Below are 26332 nucleotides of genomic sequence, written 5' to 3'. Positions count from 1 at the left end.
GGCCAGGCATTTTCGAATTACTTTGAGCCCAGCGCAGGCTGTGTCACCAGCCCTTTGGCCGCCAGCCACCACAAGCCCAGGCCAGTGAGTGCAACTGGTGCGATGGAGCCCCAGTTCAGCCAAGCCCAACCCTGGGTGGTGAGCAAAGCGCCAGAGGCAAATGAGCTCAGTGCCATGGTGACAAAGGTTAGAAAGTTGATGGCCGCTTGCGCTTTGTCTTTTTCAGCGGGTGCGTAGGCCTTTAAAGACAGCGTGGTGCTGCCAGTAAACAAGAAGTTCCAGCCCACACCCAGCACAAACAAGGCGACGGTGAAGTGCATCAGGTCTTGCCCGATTAAGGCAATCACAATGCATGCGGCGTTTAACAGTACGCCCACACCCATGATGCGCAACACGCCAAAGCGCTTGATGAGGTGGCCAGTAAAAAAGCCGGGTGCGAACATGCCTATCACGTGCCACTCCAGCACAAAGGCGGTGTTGTCAAAGCTCATGCCGCACACTTGCATGGCCAAGGGTGTGGCGGCCATCAGCAGGTTCATCACACCGTAGCCCAGCGCTGCGCCGCCAGCGGCTACTATAAAAACGGGCTGGCGCATGATCATGCTCATAGGCCTGCCCGTGTCAGCACGAGTGCTGGCTTGGGCCACTGCTGGAAAGCGCATCAGGCCAATCATCACCATGGACAGGGCGGCCACTGCCACCAAGGCCAAGCCAAGTAGGCACCAGTGAATGCCGTCGCTGTCAAGCCGCGCGTCATGGCGGCCAGGTTGGGGCCTAGTACCGCACCAATTAGGCCGCCGGCCAATACCAGAGACACCGCCTTTTCGCGCGTCTCGGGCGTGGCAAGTTCGGCGGCGGCAAAGCGGTACAGCTGGCCATTGGCGCTGTAGTAGCCTGCCAGCACTGTGGCGGCTACCAGCAGCCAGAAGTTGCCTTGCACGGTAGCCAGTGCGCACAGCAGCGCCGAGGCTATGGCTACCAGCAAGCCCAATTGAAATGACATTTGTCTGCCAAAACGGGTTTGGGTTTTGGCCACCAAACCGGTGGAAAGTGCCCCACCCACCACATAGCCTGTTACAGGCAACGTGGCCATCCAGCCCAGCGGTGCCAAGGCCAGGCCTACCAAGCCGTTGATGGCGATAAACACCACGTTGTTGGTTAAAAACAAGCCTTGTGCGCCTGCGAGTAGCCACAGATTTTTATTCATGAATGGGTGCTTGGCGCTGAGCGCAGTAGGGGTTGATCAAGTGCTTGATCGTATATCAGTAATGACTGATATGGACATTTGCGCAACCTATTGGGGCAAGGTTTGAGCGTGTCGCGTGGTGCTTGCTGGTTAGGCCAGGCGCATCAGCGCAGCCAATGCGGCTGTTTCTGCCCTTAGTATGCGAGCGCCCAGGCTCATGGGCTGCCAGCCTGCCGCCATGGCTTGCGCTTCTTCTTGCGCACTCAGGCCGCCCTCGGGGCCATTCAGCACCCAAATATCAGAGGTGTCTTTGGTTGAGGTGCAGGCGGTGTCAGCGTTATTTGTCTGTAGCGACAACACATAGCGTGTCGCCTGCGTGGGTACCTGGCCTGTTAACCAGGCGCCAAGTGGCTGGGGCAGCGCTACCGTGGGTACGCGGTTGCGCCCGCATTGCTCGCATGCAGATACCGCAACCGCTTGCCAATGCGCTTGTTTTTTGTCGGCCCTGTCACCGCTTAGCTTGACCACGCTGCGTTGGCTCATGAGTGGGGTAATGCTGGCTGCACCCAGTTCGGTGGCTTTTTCAACCAGCCAATCCATGCGTTCGTTGGCGGGCATGCATACGGCCAGGTGAACGGCGCGCTGGCTTTCGCGTTCTACCGCATGGTGAGCACCTACTTGCACATCAACGGTTTGCCGGCCAATCAGCGCAATAGTGGCTTCAAACTCGCCGCCTCGTCCGTCAAACAGTTGTACGCTGTGGCCGGGCTGCATGCGCAGCACCTGTATGTGGCGGCTGGCTTCGCGCGACAGCGTGAGCGTCACACCGGTGTGCAAGGCTTGGTCACTGTAAATACGTGGCATTGTGGCAGCTTGCGTGTGCTTTAGTTGGGGCCAAACGAGTAGCCGCTGGCTATCTCCAGACCTTCGATCTCGTCGATAAATTGCAGCAGTGGTTTGAGCTCGCGGTAGCGCGCCGCGGTGTTGCGTACATAGTGGATAAAACGCGGTGTGTCCGCCAAGTACTTGGGCTTGCCGTCACGCAAGGTGAGGCGCGCAAAAATGCCCAATATTTTCAAGTGGCGCTGCAAGCCCATCCACTCTACGGCGCGGTAAAACGCGCCAAAGTCTTGGTCCCAGTCGTTGTGGTTGAGCAGGCCCGCTGCGCGTGCGCGCTCCCAGTAACGAACGGTGATGTCTATGACCAGGTCGTCGTCCCAACTCCAGAAAGCATCGCGCATCAAGCTGGCAATGTCGTACGTAATGGGGCCAATTACGGCGTCTTGGAAGTCCAAAAGACCTAGGTTGTTGTCGGTCCCAACCATGATGTTGCGCGGCATAAAGTCGCGGTGTACGTAGACTTGCGGCGCATCCAGGTTGTTGGCAATGATGCGCTCAAAGGTGTTGTCAAGCATGTCGCTTTGCGCCGCGCTTAAGGTCATGCCTTTGTGCTGCGCCACATACCAGTCTGGAAACAGCCTGAGCTCGCGTAGCAATAGCGCATGGTCATAGGGCGGCAATGCAGATGTTGGCGTGGCCTGCTGCCACCGCACCAACATGTCTAGGCTTTGTCCCATGTAGGAGCGCACCAGTGCGTGTGCCTGGCTTAGTGCAGCCGACTTGTCGGCCTCTGTGGCATAGGCCTGCGGCAGTGGCGCGTCTGCGTTTGGCGCGGCTATCTCAAAAGCACTGCGAAGGCCGGGAATGTGGCTAAGCACATCGAGTAGGGTGTGCCGGCCCAGGTCGCTGAGCAGCATAAAGCCCAAGCTGGCCTCCCAAGCCAGTACTTGGGGTGCATGGATGCCAGCGCCATGCATCAGCTGGGCCACGTGGGCAAACGGCTTGCAATCTTCTTTGTCTGGTGGCGCATCCATGATGACCAGCGTGCGCCCCCGTGCGTCTTGAATGCGCAGGTAGCGCCTGAAACTGGCGTCTGCACTGGCAATGCTTAATGTATCGGTGCGAAGGTGGTGCGCTGCGGCGACGCTGTCAAGCCATGTACTGAATGCACTGGCGCGCAACGGATCTGCCCATGTGACGGCTTGTACAACAGATGTTGCGGGCGCTGTGGGGTTGTGGTTGGGCGTAGGTGGCATTGCGCGGGTAAAGCGCCTGATCAGCGCGGTGGTGTCTCGTAGGATAATGATCACTTTCATTGTATGTGCAGCGCCGGTCTGCAAGCCTGTATTGCCCTTGTTTATGCCCAAACGTCTTCCCTATTGGCCGCCGGTATTGCTGATGTGCAGCTTGAGTGCGGCGGTCCATAACGCGTGGGCGCAAGAGACCCCTGTTATTCAGCCGTTAGAAAACCTGAAGCTGACACCAGAGCTGGCTGAGGACTTGCCGGCGTCGGTCAAGCAGCAGCTGCCTACATTTGTGTCTGGCGACAACATCACGGGCGAGGCCGATGTGTCTACCCGCATTGAAGGTCAAGCCCAGTTGCGCCGACATGGGGTCATTATCAAGGCGCAGGACATTGAGCAAGATGTGGCCACTGACACCGTCACCATGCAAGGCAATGTACAGGTCAATCAGCGTGGTAACCGCTTTACCGGTCCAAAAGCCCAGCTCAAGTTGGACACCACAGAGGGCTATTTTGAGTCGCCCGACTTTGAAATCAACAGCGTCAATGGCCAGGGGCAAGGCCGCGGTCAAGCGGCGCGTATCGACTTCAAAGGCCCTGATGTCGCGGTGGCCACAGATGTGACCTACTCCACCTGCCCAAGGCCACCAGGCAGCAAGTGGGCCCCAGACTGGCTGGTGAGCGCATCAAGCATTACCTTTGACCAAAGCAACGACACGGGCACGGCCATTGGCGGCGTACTTAAGTTCAAAGGCGTGCCTGTACTGGCTTCGCCGTGGGTGAGTTTTCCGTTGTCTGATGAGCGCAAGTCTGGCTTGCTGCCTCCCACGCTGAACTTTGATGAGGCCAGCGGTGTAGAGCTCACGATTCCCTACTACTTAAACATCGCGCCCAACCACGACGCCACCTTGTACCCCACCATCATGAGCAAACGTGGCGTGGACTTGGCCGGTGAATACCGCTATTTGGGCAGGGGTTACGACGGACGTTTGCGCGCCGCCTACATGAGCAGTGACAAGCTGCGCGCCGGTGATACTCGCTGGGGCTGGTCGCTGCAGCACAACCAAGGCTTGCGCGTGGGTGACTTGCCGGTACGCTTACAAACCAACTTGAACCGCGTGAGCGACGGCGACTACTGGTCAGACTTTCCGCGCAGCACCACGTCTCTCACAGACAGGTTGTTGGCCAATGACGTGGTGTTTAGTACCGGCCAAGGCTTGTGGAGCGCCAGCGTGGGCTCTTACAAATGGGAGACGCTGCAAAGCACAGACACCAGCAAAATCGTTGCGCCTTACGACAGAGAGCCGCACATCACCTACGACATAGCCTCTAACAGCCCATCAACGCGGTTGGCTGGCTTGGACTGGCGCATCAACTCGCAGATCACCCACTTTAGCGGCGACCCCACAGACCATCGCTTTAACGGCCGTCGTGCGGTGTTGTCTGGCCAGGTGAGCAAGCGGTTTTCAACGCCAGGCGGCTATGTGCAGCCTGCCTTGCGCGTACACACCCGCAGCTACTACTTAGACAATCCGCTAGCGGGTAGTGGCCCGTTTGCACAGCAGCACAGCGCCAGCGTGACACTGCCAACACTCAGCGTGGATGCCGGCTTGGTGTTTGAGCGCGATACAGACAGCGGCGGTATTCAAACACTTGAGCCGCGTGCCTTGCTGGCCTACACGCCTTACAGCAATCAAGACGGGCTGCCCAACTACGACTCGGGCGAGGCGGACTTCAACCTCACCAGCATTTATGCGCCCAACCCGTACACGGGCAACGACCGCATTGCAGACACCCAAACGCTGACCTTTGGTTTGACATCGCGCTGGTACCAAGCCGTGTCTGGGCGAGAAGTTTTCAACCTCACTGCGGCGCAGCGTATGCGTTTGGCAGACCAAGTACAAGGCATTCAAGATGGCTCAGCGGTGCAAACCGACCAAGTCAGCGATGTGTTGCTGGGTGGCAGCTACAAGCCCGATGAACGTTGGAGTTTTGATGGCCTGGTGCAGTACGACCAAGACATAGGCCGCGCTCAGCGTGTCACGTGGCGCGCCAGCTACAGGCCTAGCAATTACCGCACGGTTAGTTTGGCTTACCGCCTGCAGCGCCAGACCAGCGAGCTGGTGGACCTGGCTTGGCAATGGCCTCTTAATGACTTATGGGGCGACAAAGGCGAAGACCTTGGACCGGGTCGTGGATTGGGCGCGCCGCGCTGGTACAGCGTGGGCCGTGTGAACTACAGCCGCTTAGACAAAAAAATTGCAGACTTGGTCACAGGCTTTGAATACGATGCGGGCTGTTGGGTGGGCCGCGTGGTTTTAGAGCGTTTACAAACCACTCAGACCAAGTCAAACAATCGCATTTTGTTTCAGCTGGAGTTTGTCGGCTTCTCGCGCTTAGGCGCCAGCCCATTGCAAACACTCAGCGAGAGCGTGCCGCGCTACCAATACCTGCGCCAAGACATACAAGCGCCTAGCCGCTTCCAAAATTACGATTGAGAGAGCTTATGTTGTCCAAACGCCTATGCGTCCCCTTTCTGTTGCTTGCCAGCTTGGCGGGTGGACTGCCCGTACAGGCACAAACGACCAAAGCGCCAGAGTTGGTGGACTCCATCGTGGCGATTGTGGGCACGCAGCCAATTACCTTGCTGGAGTTGCAGCAGCGAATGAGCGCCGTTGCCAAGCAAAACGGCCTAGCCAGTAGTGAGTCATTGCGTGCCACAGTGTTGGAGGCCTTAATCAACGAGCGTGCTCAGGCGCAGGCCGCGTTAGATGCCGGTATCAGCGTAGACACCGCCGACATTGATCAGGCCGAGCAAGCCGTGGCTGCGCAAAACCAACTCACTGTTGACGGCTTGCACCAGCAACTCGGTGCAGATGGCTTAACGGTTGGCAGTTTCAGGCGTCAGCTGCGTGACCAATTGTTGGTACAGCGCATTCGCGAACGCGAGGTCAATGGCCGCATCAACATCACGCAGGCAGACATCAACCAGTTTTTAAGTGCCCAAGCGAAGCCCGGACCAATGAGCTTGCAGGTGGCACACATTTTGGTGGCTGTGCCCGAGAGCGCTGCCGGTGAGGTGTGGGCTACAGCGCAGGCCAAAGCGCAGCAAATCGCAGCGCGCGCCAGGGCTGGCGAAGACTTTGCTGCGCTGGCGCGCGAGTTGTCCAATGCTGCAGACGCGGCACAAGGCGGTGACTTGGGCCTGCGCACGCTGGACGAGGTGCCTCCTCTGTTTGCGCAGGCGGTCGCCAATGTGCAGCCTGGTGAGGTGGGCGAGGTGGTACGCAGTGGCGCAGGCCTGCATGTGGTCAAGCTGCTCAAGCGCCAGCGTGCTCAAGCTGTGATGACGCAAGTGCAAACCCGTGCACGTCACATATTGCTGCGGGCTGACGACAAGTCTGCGCAGTCCAAAGCCGTTGCACAACTGGAGGCGGTGCGTGCGCAACTGGTATCGGGCCAGGCAGACTTTGCGGCGGTTGCCGCCAGCATCAGCCAAGACGGCTCGGCAAAGGCTGGTGGTGAATTGGGCTGGGCCCGCCCAGGCATGTTTGTGCCGGAGTTTGAAGCGGCTATGGACAGGTTGGACATCAACGGTATTTCTCCCCCCGTGGTCTCGCGTTTTGGCGTGCATTTGATACAAGTGTTAGAGCGCGCACGCGTGGCCATGAGCCCTGAAGACCAAAACGCCGCCATTACCAACATACTGCGTGAGCAAAAAGGCAACGATTTATACGCCAAGTGGGCGCGCGACGTGCGTGCCCGCGCCTATGTCGATATTCGCCAGCCACAAGATCAATGAAGCACATTGCGCGCAAGCGGTTTGGCCAGCATTTTTTAAGTGACGGCCACATCATCGAGTCTATTGTTGACGGCATCAACCCACAGCGAAGTGACGCCATGGTGGAAATTGGCCCTGGCCTGGCCGCACTGACCAACCCACTGCTGGCCAGGCTTGATGCGCTTACCGTGATCGAGTTGGACCGCGACTTGGCCGTAAGGTTGCGTGCCAATGAGCGACTTGACGTGGTCGAGTCTGATGTGTTGCGCGTGGACTTCAAGGCGCTGGCTGAGCGCCTGGGTGCGCCCAAGCTGCGCGTGGTGGGCAACCTGCCCTACAACATCTCCACGCCTATTTTGTTTCACCTGTTAGACCATGTGGATGTGGTGACAGACCAGCACTTTATGCTGCAAAAAGAAGTGATAGACCGCATGGTGGCTCAGCCAAAGACATCGGCCTATGGCCGCTTGTCGGTGATGCTGCAGTGGCGTTACGACATGGAGAACTTCTTGTTTGTACCGCCTGAAAGCTTTAGCCCGCCGCCACGTGTAGACAGTGCCGTGGTGCGTATGGTGCCCAAAGTGCAAATACCGCCTGTGCGGCTGGCAGAGTTCTCCGAGATGGTGCAAGTGGCCTTTAGCCAGCGCCGTAAAGTATTGCGCCATACGCTGGGCGCGTGGCTAGACCAGCGCGGTTACACCGGCAACTTTGACATGCGCCGCCGCGCGGAGGAGGTGTCGGTGCAAGAGTATGTTGATGTGCATTTGGGGCTGGCGCACAGCACTTGACGCTGGAGTCCACTGGGCGCGCACCATAGGCACGCTATCAAGTTATAAAAAAACCACCTAAGCCAAAGCCAGGTGGTTTTTTATTGGGGCCTGTTCAGGCGCTGGCTATTTAAGCAGCGCTTAACCAGTAACCCGCATTAAATGGGCTGCTCATACGCAGTGCCATGGGGCTCACGTCTACCAGCTTATCGGTAGGCATTGGCTCTTCGGTGCTGCCTTCAATGGTGATGGTTTCACCGCTTGAAGCGCGTGCGACTGAGAATGAGTAGAAGCAGCGGAAGGGCACCTTGCGGTCGTTCCAGTAGTCGGCTGTGTCGCGAAAGATATCCAGCAGCTGTTCGCGTGCTTCCTTGTCAAATTTGGCGTGCGACGGAATATGCTCCAAAACCACTACAAAACCAGTTTGTGGGCCAGACTTGTGCAGCACGTCTGTCATGGCGTCGTACAGTGAGTCAAAGTTTTTGTTGCTGTTGGCCGCCAGGGTGTATTGGGTGCTGACCAGGTCTAGTACGTCTTGCTTGGCCAATGCTTTAGCTAGGTTGGCGTATAAAAAGTGGTGCCCTAACTGCTGGGCAGCGGCTTGCAACTCGCTCACGCGGTGTGCGCGAATTGACTGAACGATGTTTGTACGTACGGTACGAAGCGGCGTGTCCATCTCCGTGTCTTTCTTTGTCAAAAGTCAATAAAACCAAAACTCAAACCACCACTCGGGTGGTGTTGCAAGCAGCCCTGCTACTGTGGTTTAACAACCCAACGAAAGCTTTCGCCATGGTCGTTTGTGTAGTAGCACAGCGAACTCACATGCTGCCCGCTGTCGCATACCAATGTCTGGCGCCTAAGTGGCCTAAACCTGGTGCAAAGTTTGCGGGTTTTTACAAATCAGGTTGGCCCGTCAGCGCGGCTTGGTCAGCACCAAAGTGCTTATCCATTTGCGCAAGGGTTAACCCTGTAAACAACCGCGCAAGTGTGCCTGAAAGCGGCTAAAAGCGCAAGTCTTTATTGCACAAGGTGAAAAGCCGCCCCGTTTTGCGACGGTGGCGGCCTCGGCTTGCGCGCCTATGCCGGCCGGCTTGGGTTGCTGCGCTGCACGTTGGCGTCGGCTACGGTGAGTGCTGTCATGTTCACAATGCGGCGCACCGTGGTGCTGGGCGTAAGTATGTGTACAGGCTGACGTGCGCCCAGCAGCACGGGGCCAATGGCAATGCCGCCACCCGATGCTGTTTTGAGCAGGTTGTAGGCAATATTGGCCGCGTCGATGTTGGGCATTACCAACAGGTTGGCTTCGCCTTTGAGCACCGAGTCAGGCATCAGTTTGGCGCGGGCGGTGGCGTCTAGTGCCACATCGCCGTGCATCTCGCCGTCTACTTCCAGCCAGGGCGCCTGCTCGTTGAGCAAAGCCAATGTCTCACGCATTTTGATGGCGCTGGGCTGGTTGCTTGAGCCGAAGTTGGAGTGCGACAGCAGCGCAACCTTTGGCGTGAGACCAAAGCGCAACATTTCTTCAGCCGCAGCCAGTGTGATTTCGGCCAATGCCTTGGCGCTGGGGTCGTAGTTGACGTGTGTGTCCACAATAAACACTTGGTGCCCTGGCAGCAGCAGGCCGTTCATGCAAGCGTAAGTGCCAGCACCGTCACGCTTGCCAATAACAGGGTCAATGTAGGCCAAGTGGTCGGCGGTAGCACCCCAGGTGCCGCAAATCAGGCCGTCTACATGGCCTGTTTCCAGCAGCATGGCGCCAATGAGTGTGAGGCGGCGGCGCATGTCAATCTTGGCCAGCTGTTGGGTCACGCCTTGGCGCGCCGTCTTCTTGTGGTAGGCCTGCCAAAAGCTGCGGTAGCGCTCGTCTTGCTCCACGTTGACCACGTCGTAGTCCACGCCTTCACGCAGGCGCAAGCCAAACTGTTCTATGCGCCCGGCAATGATGGCGGGGCGGCCAATCAGGGTTGGGCGGGCCAGGCCCTCGTCTACCACCACCTGGCAAGCACGCAATACGCGTTCTTCTTCGCCCTCGGCGTAGGCCACACGTTTGCGTGAGGCCTGTTTGGCCGCTGCGTAAATGGGCTTCATCATGGTGCCGCTGGCAAACACAAAGCTTTGCAGTTGCTCGCTGTAGGCTTGCATATCCGCAATGGGGCGTGTGGCCACGCCGCTGTCCATGGCCGCTTGTGCTACGGCGGGTGCAATTTTCATCATCAAGCGCGGGTCAAACGGCTTGGGGATTAAATACTCCGGGCCAAAGGTGAGCTTCTCGCCCACGTAGGCAGCAGCTACCACTTCGCTTTGCTCGGCCTGTGCCAGCTCGGCAATGGCGTGCACAGCCGCCACTTCCATCTCGTCGGTGATGGTGGATGCGCCCGCGTCCAATGCGCCCCTGAAGATATAGGGAAAGCACAGCACGTTGTTCACTTGGTTGGGGTAATCGGTGCGGCCGGTTGCCATCACCGCGTCGGTGCGCACAGCCAGCACTTCGTCTGGCAGTATTTCAGGGGTGGGGTTGGCCAGCGCAAATATCAGTGGGCGCTCAGCCATGTTGGCCACCATCTCTGGCTTTAACACGCCACCAGCAGACAAGCCCAAAAACGCGTCAGCGCCTTTGATGACCTGCGCCAGAGTACGTTGGTCTGTTGCTTGTGCAAATTGGGCTTTGTCGTCGTCCATCAGCTCGGTGCGGCCTTCGTAGACCAGGCCGGCTAAGTCTGTGACCCAAATGTTTTCGCGTGGCAAGCCCAGCTTAACCAACAAGTTCAAACAGGCCAATGCCGCCGCACCCGCGCCTGAGACCACCAGCTTGCTGTTGTTGATGTCTTTGCCCAGCACCTTCAAGCCATTTAAAAACGCAGCACCCACCACAATGGCCGTGCCGTGTTGGTCGTCATGAAACACTGGAATCTTCATGCGCTCGCGCAGCTTGCGCTCTACATAAAAGCAGTCTGGCGCCTTGATGTCTTCTAGGTTGATACCGCCAAATGTGGGCTCCAGCGATGCAATGATGTCGACCAGCTTCTCGGGATCTTTTTCGTTGATCTCTATGTCAAATACGTCAATACCAGCAAACTTTTTAAACAGTACACCCTTGCCTTCCATTACTGGCTTGGACGCCAGTGGGCCAATGTCACCCAAGCCCAGCACGGCAGTGCCGTTGGTGATGACGCCCACCAGGTTGCCACGACTGGTGTACCTGAACGCAGCGGCCGGGTCAGCCACGATTTCCTCGCAAGGCGCAGCCACACCAGGTGAGTAGGCCAGTGCGAGGTCGCGCTGGTTGGTGAGTTGTTTGGTGGCGGCTATGGCCACTTTGCCCGGGGTCGGAAACTCGTGGTACTCAAGTGCGGCTTTGCGCAACTCGGCGGCCTTGTTGGCCTTGGCGTCAGCGCTTTTGTTGGTATCGGTCATGGTTGTGAACACTTTTTAAAACATCACAGGGAGCCCAGCACGGCGGCACCTGGGCTAGCCATTGTAGGCAGACGCAGGCGTTGCACGCGCTGCACGGCGCTGAAATTGGGGTGATTCGCTTTTGACTATTTTGAGTGCAAAAGCGTTGAGCAAAGCTTTATTGCGCTTTTTAAGAGGTGTAATGGCACAGGCAGGCGAGCCTGTGGCTTTAGTCCTGGGCGTACCTGGCCCACAGCGTGCGCGCTTGGCCGGCAATGGATACTTCCTGGGTACCAGCGCGCAAGACCAGCACCTCACCCGCGCTGATGCTGCCCGCTTGCTCGACAGCCAAGTAAAAGCCGCAGCTGGCATGCGTCACCATGTCCTTGGCGGCTTGGGCGTAGCCGATAACGGCGTTGAACTTGCTGCAGGGCTGGCGCGGGCGGGTAACGCGCAGCACCACGTTGGGACCTACCAGGGTGTCACCCACAAACACTTGATGTTCTAGCAGGCCAGCAATGGTGAGGTTTTCGCCCATGGTGCCGTGAGGCAGGTCTTGCTCAAACAGGTCAAGGCCCAACGCGGCCCGGCGTTGCTGCCAATAGGCGTAGTGCTCTTGCGGGTAGGCGTAGACAGCTTGCGCCAAGCCGCCGTGCAGTGACAACTCGACCTGTTCGTCGCCCTCAAGCCCCAGCGGTGCCACCGCCACAGTGCCGCTGCGCGCTGTTTTGCCAATGGCTGAGCGCATGCGCCGCCCGCCCACCAGCAAGTTATGGGCAAGTGCCGTGTTGACGCTTATGACGCGCGCCGTTGTGTGCGCTGTCATGCGCGCGCCATCAAAGCTTCTATGTCGGCAATGGCCACTGGCACATCGCGGGTGATCAGCTCGCAGCCATTGGTCGTGACAATGGCGTCGTCTTCAATGCGTATGCCTATGTTGTGAAACGCCTCTGGCACGTCGTCGCTGGGGCGTATGTACAAGCCGGGCTCAATGGTGAGCACCATGCCCGCCTGTAAATGGCGTGTGAGTGGCGGCGTGTGTTGCAGCGCCTGCGCGTCAGTGTCGGCGTAGCGCCCGCAGTCATGCACATCAAGGCCTAGCCAGTGGCTGGTGCGGTGCATGTAAAACGGCGAATAGGCTTTGTTGGCCACTACATCTTGCACGTTGCCAACTTTTTGTTTGTTCAAAATGCCCAGGTCCAGCAAGCCCTGCGACAGCACTTGCACCACTGCATCATGCGGGTCGTTAAACCGTGCGCCGGCCCGGGTCGCGGCCACAGCGGCCTCCTGGCTGGCCAACGCCAGCGCGTATATGTCTCGCTGCGCTGGCGTGAACACACCATTGGCTGGGAAGGTGCGCGTGATGTCGCTGGCGTAGCCGTCTAGCTCGCAGCCAGCGTCAATCAGCACCAGGTCGCCGCTTTGTACCTGCGCGTTGTCGGCGCGGTAGTGCAGCACACACGCATTGGCACCACTGGCCACAATGGATGTGTAGGCCGGAAACTGTGAGCCGTGTTGGCGAAATTCGTGCAGCAACTCAGCTTCCAGGTGGTACTCACGCAAGTCTTTTCCAGCGTGCAAATCTGCTGCACTGCGCTGCATGGCACGCACATGCGCCCCTGCAGAAATGCGCGCGGCGCGGCGCATGATGTCCTGCTCTTGCGGGTCTTTGATGAGGCGCATTTCGTCCAGCAGCACGCAAAGGTCGCGCTGGGTGTCTGGGCAACGCACGCCAGCGCGCGCTTGTCCGCGCACGGTTTGCAGCCAGCGCTCCATGTCGCCGTTGAGTGTGTCGTGTGTGGCAAACGGCCACCACACAGTGGCTTTGTTGCCCAGTAGTGTGGCCACCGTGGCGTCCAGCTGGCTGGCGGGAACGGCTGCGTCAACGCCCAATGCGCTTGGTGCAGCGTCTGGACCCAGGCGGTAGCCGTCCCATATTTCGCGCTCCAAGTCTTTGGGCAGACACACCAGGGTGGTGTGGCCGCTGCTGTCTATGAGCAGCGTGGCACCTGGTTCTGTAAAGCCGCACAGGTAAAAGAAGTAGCTGTCAAAGCGGTACGGAAAGTCGGCGTCGCGGTTGCGTGCGCGTTCGGGCGCAGTGGGGATAACCGCCAGGCTGTTGGGCCCCATGGCCTTTGCCAATGCGTGGCGACGCTGCGCTAACAGCTGCGTGTCAATGGTGATGTTCATGGTGTGTGCGGCGTTGGGTTGATGGTGTTTGTGGCACTGGTGTTTGTAGTATCGACAAGATTGAGCTGTTCTAAACGTTGGGGTGTGCCCACGTCTACCCACTGGCCCTTGTACAGTTCGCCGCTGACCAGGCCGTCATCCATGGCGCGGCGCAGCACAGGCGCCAAAGCCAATGTTTGGCCTGTTGCATTGCCAGGTGCAATGTCGCAGTAGGGTGGCTGAAACAAGGCGGCTTTGAACAAGCCAATGGTGGAGTAGGTGTAGCGCGCATCGGTCTGTGCGCAGACCAAGGCCTGGCCCGCATGGCTTAAGCGCCCGTTTGCAGCCAGTGCAAAGTCACCGTGTGGATTGTGTGCAGGGTTGGGCACCAAAAATAAGTGGGCCAACGCGTTGCTGGCTGCAAAGCTGTTTGCTGCTTCAGCGCTAAAGACAAAAGCGGGTGCATACACATCACCAGCGGCCAACCAGAACACCGGGCCAAGCTGGGGCAAAGCGCGTGCAATACCGCCAGCCGTTTCGAGTGCATGGCCGAAGTCTGCGCCTTCGTGTGAGTAGCGCAGTTGCAAACCATGGTCTTGCGCGCCAAAAGTGGCCTCGATTTGTGCGCCTAGCCAAGCGGTGTTGATGACGGCGTGACTGATGCCGCCACGCTGCATGGCGGCCATGGTCCAACTCATCAACGGGCGGCCCTTGACGGGCAGCAAAGGTTTGGGGCAAGTGTCAGTCAGCGGGCGCATACGCTCTCCGCGACCAGCCGCTAGCAACATGGCGGTTGTAGTCATGGCAAATATTGTCGTGGATTACCTCATGTTGCGCTGGGGGCCGGCATATGAGCACCATTCTTAGCAGCTAAAATCCAGGGTTTCGCCCACAGCGGCGCGCTTGTTCTGTTTTACGTTTCACCGAAAGACCACCATGGCCAACACCACCAACATGGCCAATGCCGTTCGCGCATTGGCAATGGACGCCGTTCAATCCGCAAATTCTGGCCACCCGGGCGCTCCTATGGGCATGGCTGATATGGCGGTGGCGCTGTGGTCGCGCCACTTGAAGCACAACCCCAAAGACCCGTCCTGGGCCAACCGCGACCGTTTTGTGCTGTCTAACGGCCATGGCTCCATGCTGATTTACGCGCTGTTACACCTCACCGGCTACGATCTGCCCATGGACGAGCTGAAGAACTTTCGCAAGTTGCACAGCAAAACGCCTGGCCACCCTGAGGTGGGCATTACCGCTGGCGTCGAGACCACCACTGGCCCGCTAGGTCAAGGCATTACCAACGCAGTGGGCATGGCGCTGGCCGAAAAGCTGCTGGCCAAGCAGTTCAACCGCACTGGTTTTGAAGTGATAGACCACCACACCTACACGTTTTTGGGCGATGGTTGTTTGATGGAAGGCATCAGCCACGAGGCCTGTGCCTTGGCCGGTGCCTGGAAGCTCAACAAGCTGGTGGCACTGTACGACGACAACGGCATTTCTATTGACGGTCAGGTGGCTCCCTGGTTTGTGGACGACACACCAGCGCGGTTTAAAGCCTATGGCTGGAACGTCATTGGCCCGGTAGACGGTCACGATGTTGATGCGGTAGACCGTGCCATTGCCACTGCCAAAACCAGTGCTGACAAACCAACGCTGATTGTGTGCAAGACCGCCATTGGCAAAGGTTCACCCAACCGCGCCAATACGGCCAAGGCCCACGGCGAGCCTTTGGGGGCTGAAGAAATTGCGCTGACGCGCGCTGCCATTGGTTGGAGCGCCGAGCCCTTTCACATTCCCAAAGATGTTTACGCAGACTGGGCTGCGGCGGCCAAGGGCAAGGCCATGCAAGCCGCGTGGAACGAGCAGTTCAAGGCCTACAAAGCGGCTCACCCCAAATTGGCCGCTGAGTTGGTGCGCCGCATCAAGGGCGACTTGCCTAAAAACTTCCAGCAAACTGCCTTTGACGCAGTGGTGTCTGCCCACACCAAGGCCGAGACGGTTGCATCGCGCAAAGCATCGCAAATTGCCTTGGAGTTTTTCACCGCGGCATTGCCCGAACTGTTGGGCGGCTCTGCCGATTTGACGGGCTCAAACCTGACCAACACCAAGCACACGCCCAATCTGCGCATGGATGCCGCTGGTGATGTGGTCGCCACAGTTGACGACAACGGTGATGTGCATACAGGCCGCCACATCAATTACGGTGTGCGCGAGTTTGGCATGGCAGCCATCATGAACGGCATTGCCTTGCATGGCGGTTTCATTCCTTATGGCGGCACCTTCCTCACGTTCAGCGATTACAGTCGCAACGCCATTCGCATGGCCGCGCTGATGAAAACACGCGTGGTGCATGTATTTACCCATGACTCCATTGGCTTGGGTGAAGATGGCCCCACGCACCAATCTATAGAACACGCTGCATCGTTGCGCCTGATTCCTAACCTGGATGTGTGGCGTCCGGGCGATACGGCTGAAACTGCCGTGGCTTGGGCCACTGCCTTGCAAAACAAAGACAAACCCACAGCCTTGTTGCTGTCTCGCCAAGGTTTGCCTTACGCGCCTAAAACAGCACTAGACGAAATCAGCAAAGGTGCTTACGTGCTGTCTGAGCCTGGCGAAGTGGGTATGAAAAAACGCGCCCAAGCGGTGATCATTGCCACGGGCTCTGAAGTGCAGTTGGCGCTCAAGGCGCAAGCCGAACTGGCGACACGCGGTATTGCCACACGCGTGGTATCCATGCCCAGTACCACCACTTTTGACGGTCAAGACAACGCTTACAAAGTGTCTGTGCTACCCAAAGGCTTGCCGCGTGTTGCGGTTGAGATGGGCAGCAGCGACGGCTGGTGGAAGTACGGATGCGCGGCAGTGGTGGGCATGGACACCTTTGGTGAATCAGCCCCAGCGCCTGTGTTGTTTGAGCACTTTGGCTTCACGCCAAAGAACGTGGCAGACACGGTACAAAAGGTGTTGCAGCAGGCTTAAGCGCCGGCCGACTGCGGCCAGCAAGCGTTTTTTGAGTTGGATTTTTTCAAGATTTACAGGAGTTGTTCATGACTATCAAACTAGGTATCAACGGTTTCGGTCGCATTGGCCGCATGGTGTTTCGTGCAGCGGTGCAACACTTTGACGACATAGAAATCGTTGGCATCAACGACTTGCTGGAGCCAGACTACTTGGCCTATATGCTCAAGTACGACAGCGTGCATGGCCGCTTTAACGCAGACGTGTCTGTCGATGGCAGCACCCTCGTTGTCAACGGCAAGAAAATCCGTCTCACCGCTGAGCGCGACCCAGCCAATCTCAAGTGGGGTGAGGTTGGTGCTGATATCGTGATTGAAGCCACGGCTTGTTCCTGACCAAAGAGACTGCTGAAAAGCACCTGGCTGCTGGCGCCAAAAAAGTCATTTTGAGCGCGCCGTCCAAAGACGACACGCCCATGTTTGTGTATGGCGTCAATCACGAGAGCTACGCGGGTGAAGCCATCATCTCCAACGCGTCTTGCACCACCAACTGCCTGGCACCCGTGGCCAAAGTGTTAAACGACACCTGGGGCATCAAGCGCGGCTTGATGACCACAGTGCACGCCGCCACCGCCACCCAAAAAACCGTTGACGGCCCCAGCAACAAAGACTGGCGCGGCGGCCGCGGCATTTTGGAAAACATCATTCCATCAAGCACTGGCGCTGCCAAAGCTGTGGGCAAGGTCATTCCGGAGCTGAACAAAAAGCTCACTGGCATGTCTTTCCGCGTACCCACCTCTGACGTGTCAGTGGTTGACTTAACGGTAGAACTGAACAAAGAAGCCAGCTACGAAGAAATCTGTGCCGCCATGAAGGCCGCCAGCCAAGGTGCCATGAAGGGCGTGTTGGGTTACACCGAAGACAAGGTCGTAGCTACCGACTTCCGTGGTGAAGTGTGTACTTCAGTGTTTGACGCTGAAGCCGGTATTGCACTGGACAGCACCTTTGTGAAGGTAGTGGCTTGGTACGACAACGAATGGGGTTACTCAAACAAGTGTTTGGAAATTGCACGTGTGGCGGCTTCCAAGTAATTGTTGGACTGGTGTTGCTGGGTCGTTGGGCTAAATCGGTAGAGCCTAACGCCCACCCCAAGCCACAAAACTCCCGTTGCGATACCCCGGTTTGCCATAAGTCAAAGCTTCGCCACTGGGGTGCTCCACCCTGCCGCCAGCTGCACGCAATACCGCATCGCCTGCAGCGGTGTCCCATTCCATTGTTGGGCTAAAGCGCGGGTATACATCGGCCTGACCAGCGGCCAGCAGGCAAAATTTGAGTGAAGAGCCAATGGACTTGGTGCGCGCCACCTGGTGCTGCACCAGCCAGGCGTTTGTCTGCTCGTCACGGTGTGATTCGCTGGCGACAGCTACCAAACAGGCGTGGTCTATCTGTTTGCAGGTCATGCGGCGCGTTACGCCGCCTGTTGTCTCAAATGCGCCGCAGGCTTTTGCGCCAGCAAACATGCGGTCTAGTGCGGGGGCGTAGACCACACCTGCAACGGGTGTGTCATCTTGTATGAGCGCGATGTTGACGGTGAACGCACCTTTGCCGTCTCGTTTTAAAAATTCTTTGGTGCCGTCTAGTGGGTCCACCAAAAAATAGGTATGAGGTGTTGCCAGTGCATGGCTTGCGGCGTTTTCTTCCGAGACAACGGCAATGTGTGGTGCGATTTTGGCAAGGCCTTGCACAATCACCGCGTCGGCGATTTGGTCGGCCAGCGTAACGGGGCTGCCGTCTGCTTTGGCGATGGCCTGTACGTCCATGGCGTAGACCTGCATGATGCCCTGCCCCGCAAGCTGTGCCAGTGGTTGAAGCGCGTCAAGCAGTTGCTGCAAGTGCACGTGCCTGCCTCAGCGTGAGGATTCGCAGCGGCCAACGCGAAGCGGGGAGTCGGCATAGCGCGGAATGTCTTTCACCCGCTCCAACAAGGTGTCAACGTCTGCGCGTTTGTTGGCAAATACATTGACCTCCCACACGGGTGTGGCCGGGCGCTCTTGCATCACTTCAGCGGGTATGCGTTTGCGCCTTAGATCGTCCAGCATGGCCAGCGCACTGTCACGCGCCACAAACGTGGCCACTATCAAGCCGTTAGGCAGTGGTGCTTCGCTGTCGCGAAACTCGATTTGGTTTTTGCGCAATAGTTGTTTGCGCTGCTCAAGGCTGGTGTTGCCAGCGACCACCAACAGCACCCAGCGTTGTGCCAACTCATGCGGCACAATGCGCCACAACACGTCAGCGGGTGCTGCGCTTAGGGCACGTTGCAAGGCTTCTTTGCCCTCTACTGGCCAAGTACGTGCACGCCAGCAAACGGCGCTGGCTGTGCCTTTGAATAATGCCTTGTTGCTTAGCGGTGCATCGGTGGGCACCACGACCTGGTCTGGTGTTTGCTCTGCCAAGCCTGTTGTGGTCACGGCGTCGCTGGCAGCCGGGTTTGTGGTTGACGCTATCGTAGTTTGCACGGCAGGCTCAACGACTGCACTTGATACGGGCGTGGCCGGGATTGGGCCAGGTGCGCTACTGGCCGCCTTGTCTGTTGTGCCTTCAATGCTGTGAGTGACGGTGGTGCGGTTATTCGTTGTGGGTTGGGGCGCTGCGGCGCTGCGGGTTGACGGCCAACCCAGGCTCGCCAAATGGCCCTGGCCCCAAGCCCAGACCAAGGCGTTGGCGGCTAGCAAAATGGCAATTACGACGATACGCATAGCCTGACACTCACTTCCTGACTGATTATTGTTTGTATATCTCCCGAGTCGCTTTGCAGGCGCAAGCCGCCATGGGAGTCGACACCAATGCCAATGCCTTGCGTGCCGTCTGACAAGTGTAGCGCCCGGCCTTTTAGCGCATCCAAGGCCTCAAACGACGGGACAAACGGCGCAAAGCCGTGCTGTTCAAACTGGCCCAGCATGGCGGCCAAAGCAGCGACGCAGCTGGCGACCACCTCGCTGATGTCTAGCGCTGCATCGGCTTGCAGGTGTTGTGCCAAGCCTGTGGGTACTACGCCGTTGTGGCTTAGCACACCGTCGGGTGGTGTGATGTTGATGCCTACGCCCAGTACCACGCAGCGCTGCGCGTCCTGGCCGCACACTTCCACCAAAATGCCTGCGAGTTTGTGGTCGTCAATCCAAATGTCGTTGGGCCATTTGATGCGAGGCGCAACGCCGTTGTTAAGCCCTTTAGTGGTCCGCAGCGTCTGCGCAATAGCCACACCTGTTGCCAGAGACAGGCCAAGCAGCGGCAGCGAGCCAGGCCATGGCAAGGCGACAGAAAAGGTGAGCGCGTCACCCACGCGTGTCTGCCAGGGCTTGCCCAAACGTCCTCGACCAGCGGTTTGAGACGCCGTCAACATCACCCTGGGTGCGTTGAGATCACCGCTGCGCGCTACGGTCATCAGCGCGGTGTTGGTAGAGCCCACTTCAGGAACCACGTCTATGGACACATTGGGCCACTGTTGGTGGGTACGCAACCAAATGGCTTCAGCCGCGCTGTTGAGCGCGCGCATCATGGTCTGCGTGGGCGTGTGGGCCATGGTTTAAGTCTTGGTGGCGCTGCCTTTTTTGCTGGCGCGCTTGGGTTTGTTCTTGGAGTTCGATTTGGACTTGGGCTTTGCTGCTTTTGGAGGTTTGCCAGCTAGTGTGTCATCGCCATCGTCTTTGGGTGACAGCAAGGTGCCGCGGCAGTTGGGTGCGCCACACCAGCAAGGGTAGTCGGCCAGTAGTTCAGGGGTGTGTGGTTCGTCAATGTTGAGGCCGTAGTCGTAAAACAGCTCTTCGCCAGCTGCAAGCGGGCGCAGGGATTTGATGAACACGCGTCCGGCGCGCTCATCGGCCTCGCAGTTGGGCGCGCAGCTGTGGTTGATCCAGCGTGAGCGGTTGCCGCCTACGTTGGCGTCAATCACGTTGTGCTCGTCGATGTGGAAGTAAAACGTGTGGTTGGGCTGCGCGGGGTCGTGAGGGTGGCGCTCCAGGGCCTCTTCCCAGCTGATAATCTCGCCTACGTATTCCACCAGTGCCTCGTTCGCGGGCAGGTCTTGCAGCGCAAACACGCCTTTGCCGTGTACGGGTGAGTTGCGTGCAACAATCCGCTCTTTAAATTGCTTGGCGGCTTTGACCATGGCCGCAGGCGGGCGAGGCTTTGAAGTAGACACGATTGAAGCACCCTCAAAAAGTTTGGTAAGGTTTAAATAGGTGAGCGGGCAGTTGCACGCAAACACAGGCGCAGCGTTTGCGCCACCCACTGGATTGTAGACAGATGAAAACATTGGTCATTGCCGAGAAGCCTTCCGTTGCCCGCGATATCGCGGCCGCGCTTACGACTAGCGCAGGCAAATTTGAAAAGCTAGACGACTCGTTCGAAAACGAGCAGTACATCATCACGTCTGCCGTGGGCCACCTGGTAGAGATTGCCGCACCAGAGGCGTTTGACGTGAAGCGTGGCAAGTGGAGCTTTAACAACCTGCCTGTGTTGCCGCCACACTTTGAGTTAAAGCCCATTGAAAAAACCAAGTCGCGTCTTAACGCTGTGGTGAAGCTGGCCAAACGCAAAGACGTGGGCGACCTCATTAACGCCTGTGACGCGGGGCGCGAGGGCGAGTTGATCTTTCGCCTGATCGAGCAATTTGCCAGTGAGAAAAAGCCGCTGGGTAAAAGCGTGCGCCGCTTGTGGCTGCAGTCTATGACACCGCAAGCCATACGTGACGGCTTTGCCCAATTGCGCACAGACGAGCAAATGCGTCCGCTGGCTGATGCAGCGCGTTGCCGCTCTGAGGCCGACTGGCTGGTGGGCATCAATGGCACACGTGCCATGACCGCTTTTAACTCGCGCGATGGTGGTTTTTTCTTAACCACAGTCGGGCGCGTGCAAACGCCTACGCTGTCTGTGGTGGTGGAGCGCGAAGAACAAATTCGCAAGTTTGTGAGCCGCCCTTACTGGGAAATACACGCCACGTTTGGCGCAGCTGCTGGCGAGTACGCAGGCAAGTGGTTTGACCCTGCCTGGAAAAAGCCTGCGGTGGCCGAGGGCGACGCTAAAGACGGTGAACAAAAAGCAGACCGCGTGTGGGATGAAGCTCGCGCGCAAGCCGTGGCCAATGCCGTGCGAGGTCAAGCGGCCAGTGTGTCCGAGACATCAGCGCCCAGTAAAAAATCAAGCCCAGGCTTGTTTGACTTGACCACCTTGCAGCGCGAGGCCAACGGCAAGTTTGGCTACTCTGCCAAAACCACGCTGCAAATTGCGCAGAGCTTGTATGAGCGCCACAAGGCTCTTACCTACCCTCGTACCGACTCGCGCTATTTGCCAGAGGACTATGTGTCAACCGTGACCGACACCTTTAGCGCTGGCTGACAGCGGCATGAGGCATTTGGCGCCGCACGCGTTGGTGGCGCTAAACAACGGCTACATTAAAAAATTGCCACGTGTGTTTGACAACAAAAAGGTTAGCGATCACTTTGCGATTATTCCTACCTTGCAAGCGCCAAGCGGGTTGTCTGAAGCCGAGCAAAAGGTGTATGACCTGGTGGTGCGCCGTTTCATGGCGGTGTTCTTCCCGCCTGCCGAGTTCCTGGTGACCACACGCATTACCACCGTTGCCAATGAAAACTTCAAGACCGAGGGCAAGGTGTTGGTGAATGCCGGTTGGCAAGCCATTTACGGCAAAGAGGCACAAGACGACGATGACAAAGACGGTCAGAGTCTGGTGGCAGTTGCTGCTGGTGAGGTCGTTAAAACGGTGGAGGTTGAGCCTAAAGCGCTTAAGACAAAACCGCCTGCGCGCTACTCTGAGGCCACGTTGTTATCCGCCATGGAAGGCGCTGGTAAAGCCATTGAAGACGACGAGTTGCGTGAGGCCATGCGCGAAAAGGGCTTGGGTACACCAGCGACGCGCTCCAGCATCATTGAAGGCTTGATCAACGAGAAATACATGTTGCGCGAAGGCCGCGAACTAATTCCTACGGCTAAGTCGTTCCAGCTCATGACGCTGTTGCGCGGCTTGGGCGTAGATGAGTTGTCTAAAGCGCAACTCACCGGTGACTGGGAATACAAGCTCTCGCAAATGGAGCAAGGCTTGCTCAAGCGTGAGACGTTTATGGCAGAGATCGCTGCCATGACCGAGCGCCTGGTGAAAAAGGCCAAAGAGTACGACGGCGACACCATACCTGGTGACTACGCCACGCTGGAAACACCATGCCCCAAGTGCGCCGGCGTGGTGAAAGAAAACTACCGCCGCTACACCTGCACTGGCAAAGCGGGCGCTGCGCCTTGTGGCTTTTCAATCACCAAAATACCGGCTGGTCGCGCGTTTGAGTTGAGCGAGGTTGAGCAGTTTATTCGCGACAAGCGCATTGGCCCGCTGGAGGGCTTCCGCTCCAAAGCGGGCTGGCCGTTTACTGCAGAGATTGCGCTGAACTTCAGCGACGAAGATCAGAACTGGAAGCTGGAGTTTGACTTTGGCAAAGACGCCGATGAAGACAGCGGCGAAATTGTTGACTTCTCAGGCCAAACCTCATTGGGCAAGTGTCCAAGCTGTGGTTCAGACGTGTTTGAACACGGCAACAACTACGTGTGCAGCAAGCTGGTGCCCACCAACGAGCAGCCCACGCCCAGCTGCAAGTTCAAAACCGGCAAAATCATTTTGCAACAGCCGGTTGATGTTGAGCAGGTACAAAAGCTGCTCGCCACCGGCAAAACAGACTTGCTCGACAAGTTTGTGTCCATGCGCACACGCCGCCCGTTCAAAGCGTTTTTGGCATGGAATGCAGAAGAGGGCAAAGTTGCTTTTGAGTTTGAGCCACGCGTGAACAAATACCCGCCGCGTAAAACAGCGGCCGGTAAAACGCCAGCCGCTAAAAAGACAGCAGCCCAACAAGCACCTGCGAAGAAGGCACCAGCAAAGAAAGCGGCTGCTAAGAAGAGCGCTGCAAAAAAAGCGCCAGCCAAAAAGACAGCCGCTAAAAAGACAGCGGAATAGAGGTTGCTTTACAGCGTGTACCGCCAGTTGCGGCTCATACCTTGGTGGTCGCGGTTGTCTTGCGAAGGCGATTGTGACCGTGACCGTTTCGGCTAGGGGTGATGTGCCGTATTGGCCTTGGTTTGTTGTGGCGCAAAGCGCACGCTCACCAGCAAGCCCGGTGGTTTTTTGTTGGGTTGGGCGTCGCTCATCTCTACCGTGGCGTCGTTTTGTTGGGCAATCTCGTGCACGATGGCCAGGCCCAGGCCTGAGCCATCAACATTGGTGCCCAGCGCCCTGTAAAACGGCTGCAACACCAACTCGCGCTCTTGCGCCGGAATGCCGGGGCCGCTGTCTTCCACCTGCAGCACTTGCACGCCGCTGAAGGGGTCTACCAACAAGCGTATGGTGACGACACCGCCGTCAGGCGTGTAGTTGATGGCGTTGTCCACCAGGTTGCGCACCAGCTCGCGCAGCAGCGTGGCATTGCCCTCCATCAGGCATTCGGGCGGTACGGTTTCTGGGCCTTCAAAGCCAATGTCCAGGCGCTTGTCCATGGCGCGTGGCACGCAGTCTTGCATCACGTCAATGATGATGTGTGCCAGATCTAATTTGAGCGTGGGTAGACTGCGCCCTGTGGTCTCGGCCTTGGCCAAGGCCAACAGTTGGTTAACAGTGTGTGTGGCGCGCACACTGCTGCGCGCAATTTGCCCCAGCGCTTGGTGAATTTCTGCAGGGTTGGACTCTCGCTGTGCTAAGTCTGCCTGCATACGCAAGCCCGCAAGAGGCGTTTTGAGCTGGTGTGCTGCATCGGCCAAAAAACGGCGTTGCGTGGTGAGTGATGCGGTCAGGCGCTCCAGCAAGTCATTGATAGACTGCACCAGTGGCGCGACTTCTTGCGGCACAAAACTGTCGTCCAAGGGGCTTAAATCGCTTGGCTTGCGTTCGCGAATGCGCTGCTCCAGGTGGTTGAGCGGGCGTATGCCGCGCACCAGTGCCAGCCACACCAGCAGCACGGCCAGCGGCAAAATCACAAACTGCGGCACCATTACGCCCTTGATGATTTCTGTGGCCAGCGTAGAACGCTTGCCCAGGGTCTCAGCCACTTGCAGCAGCACTTTGGTGTTCATACCGTTTTCAGACTGCAGCCACATGTAGGCCACGCGCACTTCGTCGCCGCGCATGATGTCGTCGCGCAGTAGCGGTACGTCCAGGTTGGGCGCCTGGTCGCCAAGCGGTATGGGCAAGTCGGCCTCGCCTGCAATGGCATAGCCGCGCGGGCCCAGTACCTGGTAGTACACCAGGTCTGTGTCGTCTGAGCGCATGAGGTCTTGCGCCTCCCGCGTGAGTGTGAAGCGCACGTCGTGCGGTTCAAACTGCACCAGCTGCGCCATGGCGCGCAGGTTGTACTCCAGGGCGCGGTCATAGGGCTTGGCCGCAATGCCTTGCGCCACCCACCACGTCAGCGCCAAACTCAACGGCCACAGCAACAGCAGCGGCGTGAGCATCCAGTCCAGAATTTCGCCAAATAAGCTGCGCTGCTCGCGCTGGAACAGGCCAAAGGCTAAGTCTGAACTGGGTGTCTTACCCGGGGATTTTTTCAAGGCAGTAGCCCAAGCCGCGTACGGTGGCAATGCGTATGGGGCCCTTTTCTATTTTCTTGCGCAAGCGGTGTATGTACACCTCTATGGCGTTGTTGCTCACCTCTTCGCCCCATTCGCACAAGCGCTCGACCAACTGGTCCTTGCTGACCAAACGGCCTGCGCGCTGCAGCAGCACCTCCAGCAAGCCCAGCTCACGTGCAGACAGCTCTACCATTACGCCGTCAATGGTGGCCACGCGGCCTTGTTGGTCATAGACCAGCGGGCCGTGCTTGATTTGGCTTGATGCGTTGCCCGCACCACGGCGCACCAGTGCACGAACGCGGGCTTCCAGCTCTGGCAGTGCAAATGGCTTGGGCATGTAGTCGTCTGCGCCAAGGTCCAGGCCTTTAATGCGGTCTTCCACGCTATCGGCTGCGGTGAGTATCAGCACAGGCAGGCTGTTGCCGCGTGCGCGCATGCGCTTTAACACTTCCAGGCCATGCATCTTGGGCAGGCCCAAGTCCAAGATCATGAGGTCAAACTCTGTGCTGGTCATCAGTGCGGCGTCGGCCTCTGTGCCGCTGGCCACATGGTCTACGGCAGCACCGGCGGCGCGCAGCGTGCGCAACAAGCCGTCAGCCAACACTTGGTCATCTTCTGCAATCAGTATGCGCATGGTGTCTCTTTCTATGGGTGGCGTCTTGCTTGGCGCTTATTTGTCATTTATCGCATTTTAGGGTGCACATTCCCGCCTACAGCTTACGCGCATGTGTGATCAATTGCGTCACTGGTTGCCAGCCGCGTAGGCCTCTAAACCCAGCGTTGTAACGGTGGCCACATCCGTGCCCACATCGAGCTGAAACTCAAGCTGCGCTTGTGCCACAGCCCGCTCAAATGCGGCCAGCCACGCCAAGCCGTCACCGGTAAAGCGTATGAGTTTGGCACGCTGGTCGTTGGGGTGTGGTGTGCGTTGCACCAAGTTCCACGCCTCGCATTGGTTGACCAAGTCACCCATGGCCTGCTTGGTCATGCCGGCTGCGCTGGCTACATCGCTCAGGCGTGCGCCACTTATCGGCAGGTGTCGCGTGATGTGAATATGCGCCGCACCGACTTGGTCGCGCGCGGCTAAGTTGGACAACGCCAAAGGCACGCTTGCGTCTTGCGTCATAAGTGTGAGCACGCGCGCATCAAAGCGGCGCAGCGCTTCACCCAGCAAAAAGCCTAAGTGGTTGCTGCGCCAGTCGTCGCGGGGGCTTGTTTGTTGCGGTGCGGTTGAGACAGAGGCCATTTGGTAAATGGTAATGCAAACTGACCAAATAAATCGACAAAATGATTTAATAACTGGTTAAACTACTGTTCAAGCATCCAGCCTGTATATAAAGACAAGTCGGCTGCGATTGAAAAAATATCAAC

The 26332-nt window shown here is 57.9% G+C and carries 17 protein-coding genes and 4 pseudogenes; 6 read left to right on the top strand and 15 right to left on the bottom strand.

The features are described from left to right. Positions 1 to 17: 17 nt before the first annotated feature. The 3 genes and pseudogenes from LN050_08485 to LN050_08475 all read right to left on the bottom strand — a co-directional run bounded on the left by LN050_08485 (position 18) and on the right by LN050_08475 (position 3282). Positions 18 to 1207, bottom strand: a pseudogene (locus tag LN050_08485) (MFS transporter). 129 nt (positions 1208 to 1336) lie between these two features. Then, positions 1337 to 2050: a 16S rRNA (uracil(1498)-N(3))-methyltransferase gene (locus tag LN050_08480; protein ID UFS55816.1), complete on the bottom strand. Its 714-nt coding sequence runs from the start codon at positions 2048 to 2050 to the stop codon at positions 1337 to 1339. 20 nt (positions 2051 to 2070) lie between these two features. After that, on the bottom strand, positions 2071 to 3282 hold the full coding sequence (locus LN050_08475; GenBank protein UFS57372.1) for a phosphotransferase: 1212 nt from the start codon (positions 3280 to 3282) through the stop codon (positions 2071 to 2073). 103 nt (positions 3283 to 3385) lie between these two features. On the opposite strand from LN050_08475, the gene lptD reads away from it, so the two are divergent. Genes lptD through rsmA form a run of 3 tightly spaced genes read left to right on the top strand, consistent with a single transcriptional unit; the run spans position 3386 to position 7838 of the window. After that, positions 3386 to 5767, top strand: coding sequence for an LPS assembly protein LptD (gene lptD, locus LN050_08470; GenBank protein UFS55815.1), 2382 nt, complete (start codon positions 3386 to 3388; stop codon positions 5765 to 5767). A gap of 8 nt (positions 5768 to 5775) precedes the next feature. Further along, positions 5776 to 7071: a peptidylprolyl isomerase gene (locus LN050_08465; protein UFS55814.1), complete on the top strand. Its 1296-nt coding sequence runs from the start codon at positions 5776 to 5778 to the stop codon at positions 7069 to 7071. Then, positions 7068 to 7838 carry a 16S rRNA (adenine(1518)-N(6)/adenine(1519)-N(6))-dimethyltransferase RsmA gene (rsmA, locus tag LN050_08460; GenBank protein ID UFS55813.1) on the top strand — a complete coding sequence of 257 codons (771 nt, stop codon included), beginning with the start codon at positions 7068 to 7070 and terminating at the stop codon, positions 7836 to 7838. The genes LN050_08465 and rsmA overlap by 4 nt, the downstream gene beginning before the upstream one ends. Positions 7839 to 8097: 259 nt before the next feature. Here the strand turns inward: rsmA and LN050_08455 are convergent. From LN050_08455 to LN050_08435, 5 genes and pseudogenes are all read right to left on the bottom strand, one after another. Next, positions 8098 to 8493: pseudogene (locus LN050_08455) on the bottom strand (barstar family protein). A gap of 401 nt (positions 8494 to 8894) precedes the next feature. Further along, positions 8895 to 11231 carry an NADP-dependent malic enzyme gene (locus LN050_08450; protein UFS55812.1) on the bottom strand — a complete coding sequence of 779 codons (2337 nt, stop codon included), beginning with the start codon at positions 11229 to 11231 and terminating at the stop codon, positions 8895 to 8897. A gap of 208 nt (positions 11232 to 11439) precedes the next feature. Continuing rightward, the gene (locus LN050_08445) at positions 11440 to 12036 is read right to left on the bottom strand and encodes an MOSC domain-containing protein (protein UFS55811.1); all 597 of its coding nucleotides are present in this window, start codon (positions 12034 to 12036) and stop codon (positions 11440 to 11442) included. Next, positions 12033 to 13400, bottom strand: a complete 1368-nt coding sequence (locus LN050_08440) for an aminopeptidase P N-terminal domain-containing protein (GenBank protein ID UFS55810.1) — start codon at positions 13398 to 13400, stop codon at positions 12033 to 12035. Before LN050_08440 ends, LN050_08445 begins: the two co-directional genes overlap by 4 nt. Beyond that, the gene (locus LN050_08435) at positions 13397 to 14182 is read right to left on the bottom strand and encodes a nucleotidyltransferase family protein (protein UFS55809.1); all 786 of its coding nucleotides are present in this window, start codon (positions 14180 to 14182) and stop codon (positions 13397 to 13399) included. The genes LN050_08440 and LN050_08435 overlap by 4 nt, the downstream gene beginning before the upstream one ends. 133 nt (positions 14183 to 14315) lie before the next feature. Between LN050_08435 and tkt the strand changes: the two genes are divergently transcribed. Then, positions 14316 to 16361, top strand: coding sequence for a transketolase (gene tkt, locus LN050_08430; GenBank protein UFS55808.1), 2046 nt, complete (start codon positions 14316 to 14318; stop codon positions 16359 to 16361). Between the two features lie 68 nt (positions 16362 to 16429). Then, positions 16430 to 17430: pseudogene (gap, locus tag LN050_08425) on the top strand (type I glyceraldehyde-3-phosphate dehydrogenase). Between the two features lie 45 nt (positions 17431 to 17475). On the opposite strand, the gene cysQ reads toward gap, so the two are convergent. The 4 genes from cysQ to LN050_08405 are packed head-to-tail and all read right to left on the bottom strand — an operon-like array spanning position 17476 to position 20504. Beyond that, entirely contained in the window at positions 17476 to 18237 is a 762-nt protein-coding gene (cysQ, locus tag LN050_08420) for a 3'(2'),5'-bisphosphate nucleotidase CysQ (protein ID UFS55807.1), read from the bottom strand. 9 nt (positions 18238 to 18246) lie between these two features. Beyond that, positions 18247 to 19095 carry a hypothetical protein gene (locus LN050_08415; GenBank protein UFS55806.1) on the bottom strand — a complete coding sequence of 283 codons (849 nt, stop codon included), beginning with the start codon at positions 19093 to 19095 and terminating at the stop codon, positions 18247 to 18249. Beyond that, complete coding sequence (locus tag LN050_08410) at positions 19080 to 19919, bottom strand: biotin--[acetyl-CoA-carboxylase] ligase (protein ID UFS55805.1); 840 nt, start codon at positions 19917 to 19919, stop codon at positions 19080 to 19082. Before LN050_08410 ends, LN050_08415 begins: the two co-directional genes overlap by 16 nt. A gap of 3 nt (positions 19920 to 19922) precedes the next feature. After that, the gene (locus tag LN050_08405) at positions 19923 to 20504 is read right to left on the bottom strand and encodes an SET domain-containing protein-lysine N-methyltransferase (GenBank protein UFS57371.1); all 582 of its coding nucleotides are present in this window, start codon (positions 20502 to 20504) and stop codon (positions 19923 to 19925) included. A 137-nt stretch (positions 20505 to 20641) separates the two neighbouring features. Here LN050_08405 and LN050_08400 point away from each other — a divergent pair. After that, positions 20642 to 23324 (top strand): annotated as a pseudogene (locus LN050_08400) (DNA topoisomerase III). Between the two features lie 125 nt (positions 23325 to 23449). On the opposite strand, the gene LN050_08395 reads toward LN050_08400, so the two are convergent. From LN050_08395 to LN050_08385, 3 genes are all read right to left on the bottom strand, one after another. Next, a complete protein-coding gene (locus tag LN050_08395; GenBank protein UFS57370.1) occupies positions 23450 to 24844 on the bottom strand; it encodes a sensor histidine kinase N-terminal domain-containing protein in 1395 nt (464 codons plus the stop codon). Between the two features lie 76 nt (positions 24845 to 24920). After that, on the bottom strand, positions 24921 to 25595 hold the full coding sequence (locus tag LN050_08390; GenBank protein ID UFS55804.1) for a response regulator transcription factor: 675 nt from the start codon (positions 25593 to 25595) through the stop codon (positions 24921 to 24923). Positions 25596 to 25703: 108 nt separating this feature from the next. After that, entirely contained in the window at positions 25704 to 26207 is a 504-nt protein-coding gene (locus tag LN050_08385; protein UFS55803.1) for a MarR family transcriptional regulator, read from the bottom strand. Between the last annotated feature and the right edge of the window lie 125 nt (positions 26208 to 26332).

Source organism: Comamonadaceae bacterium M7527, from assembly GCA_021044545.1.
Classification (GTDB): Bacteria; Pseudomonadota; Gammaproteobacteria; order Burkholderiales; family Burkholderiaceae_C; genus RS62.
The sequence above is the reverse complement of the archived record's forward strand: the minus strand, read 5'-3'. Positions and strand labels throughout refer to the sequence as shown.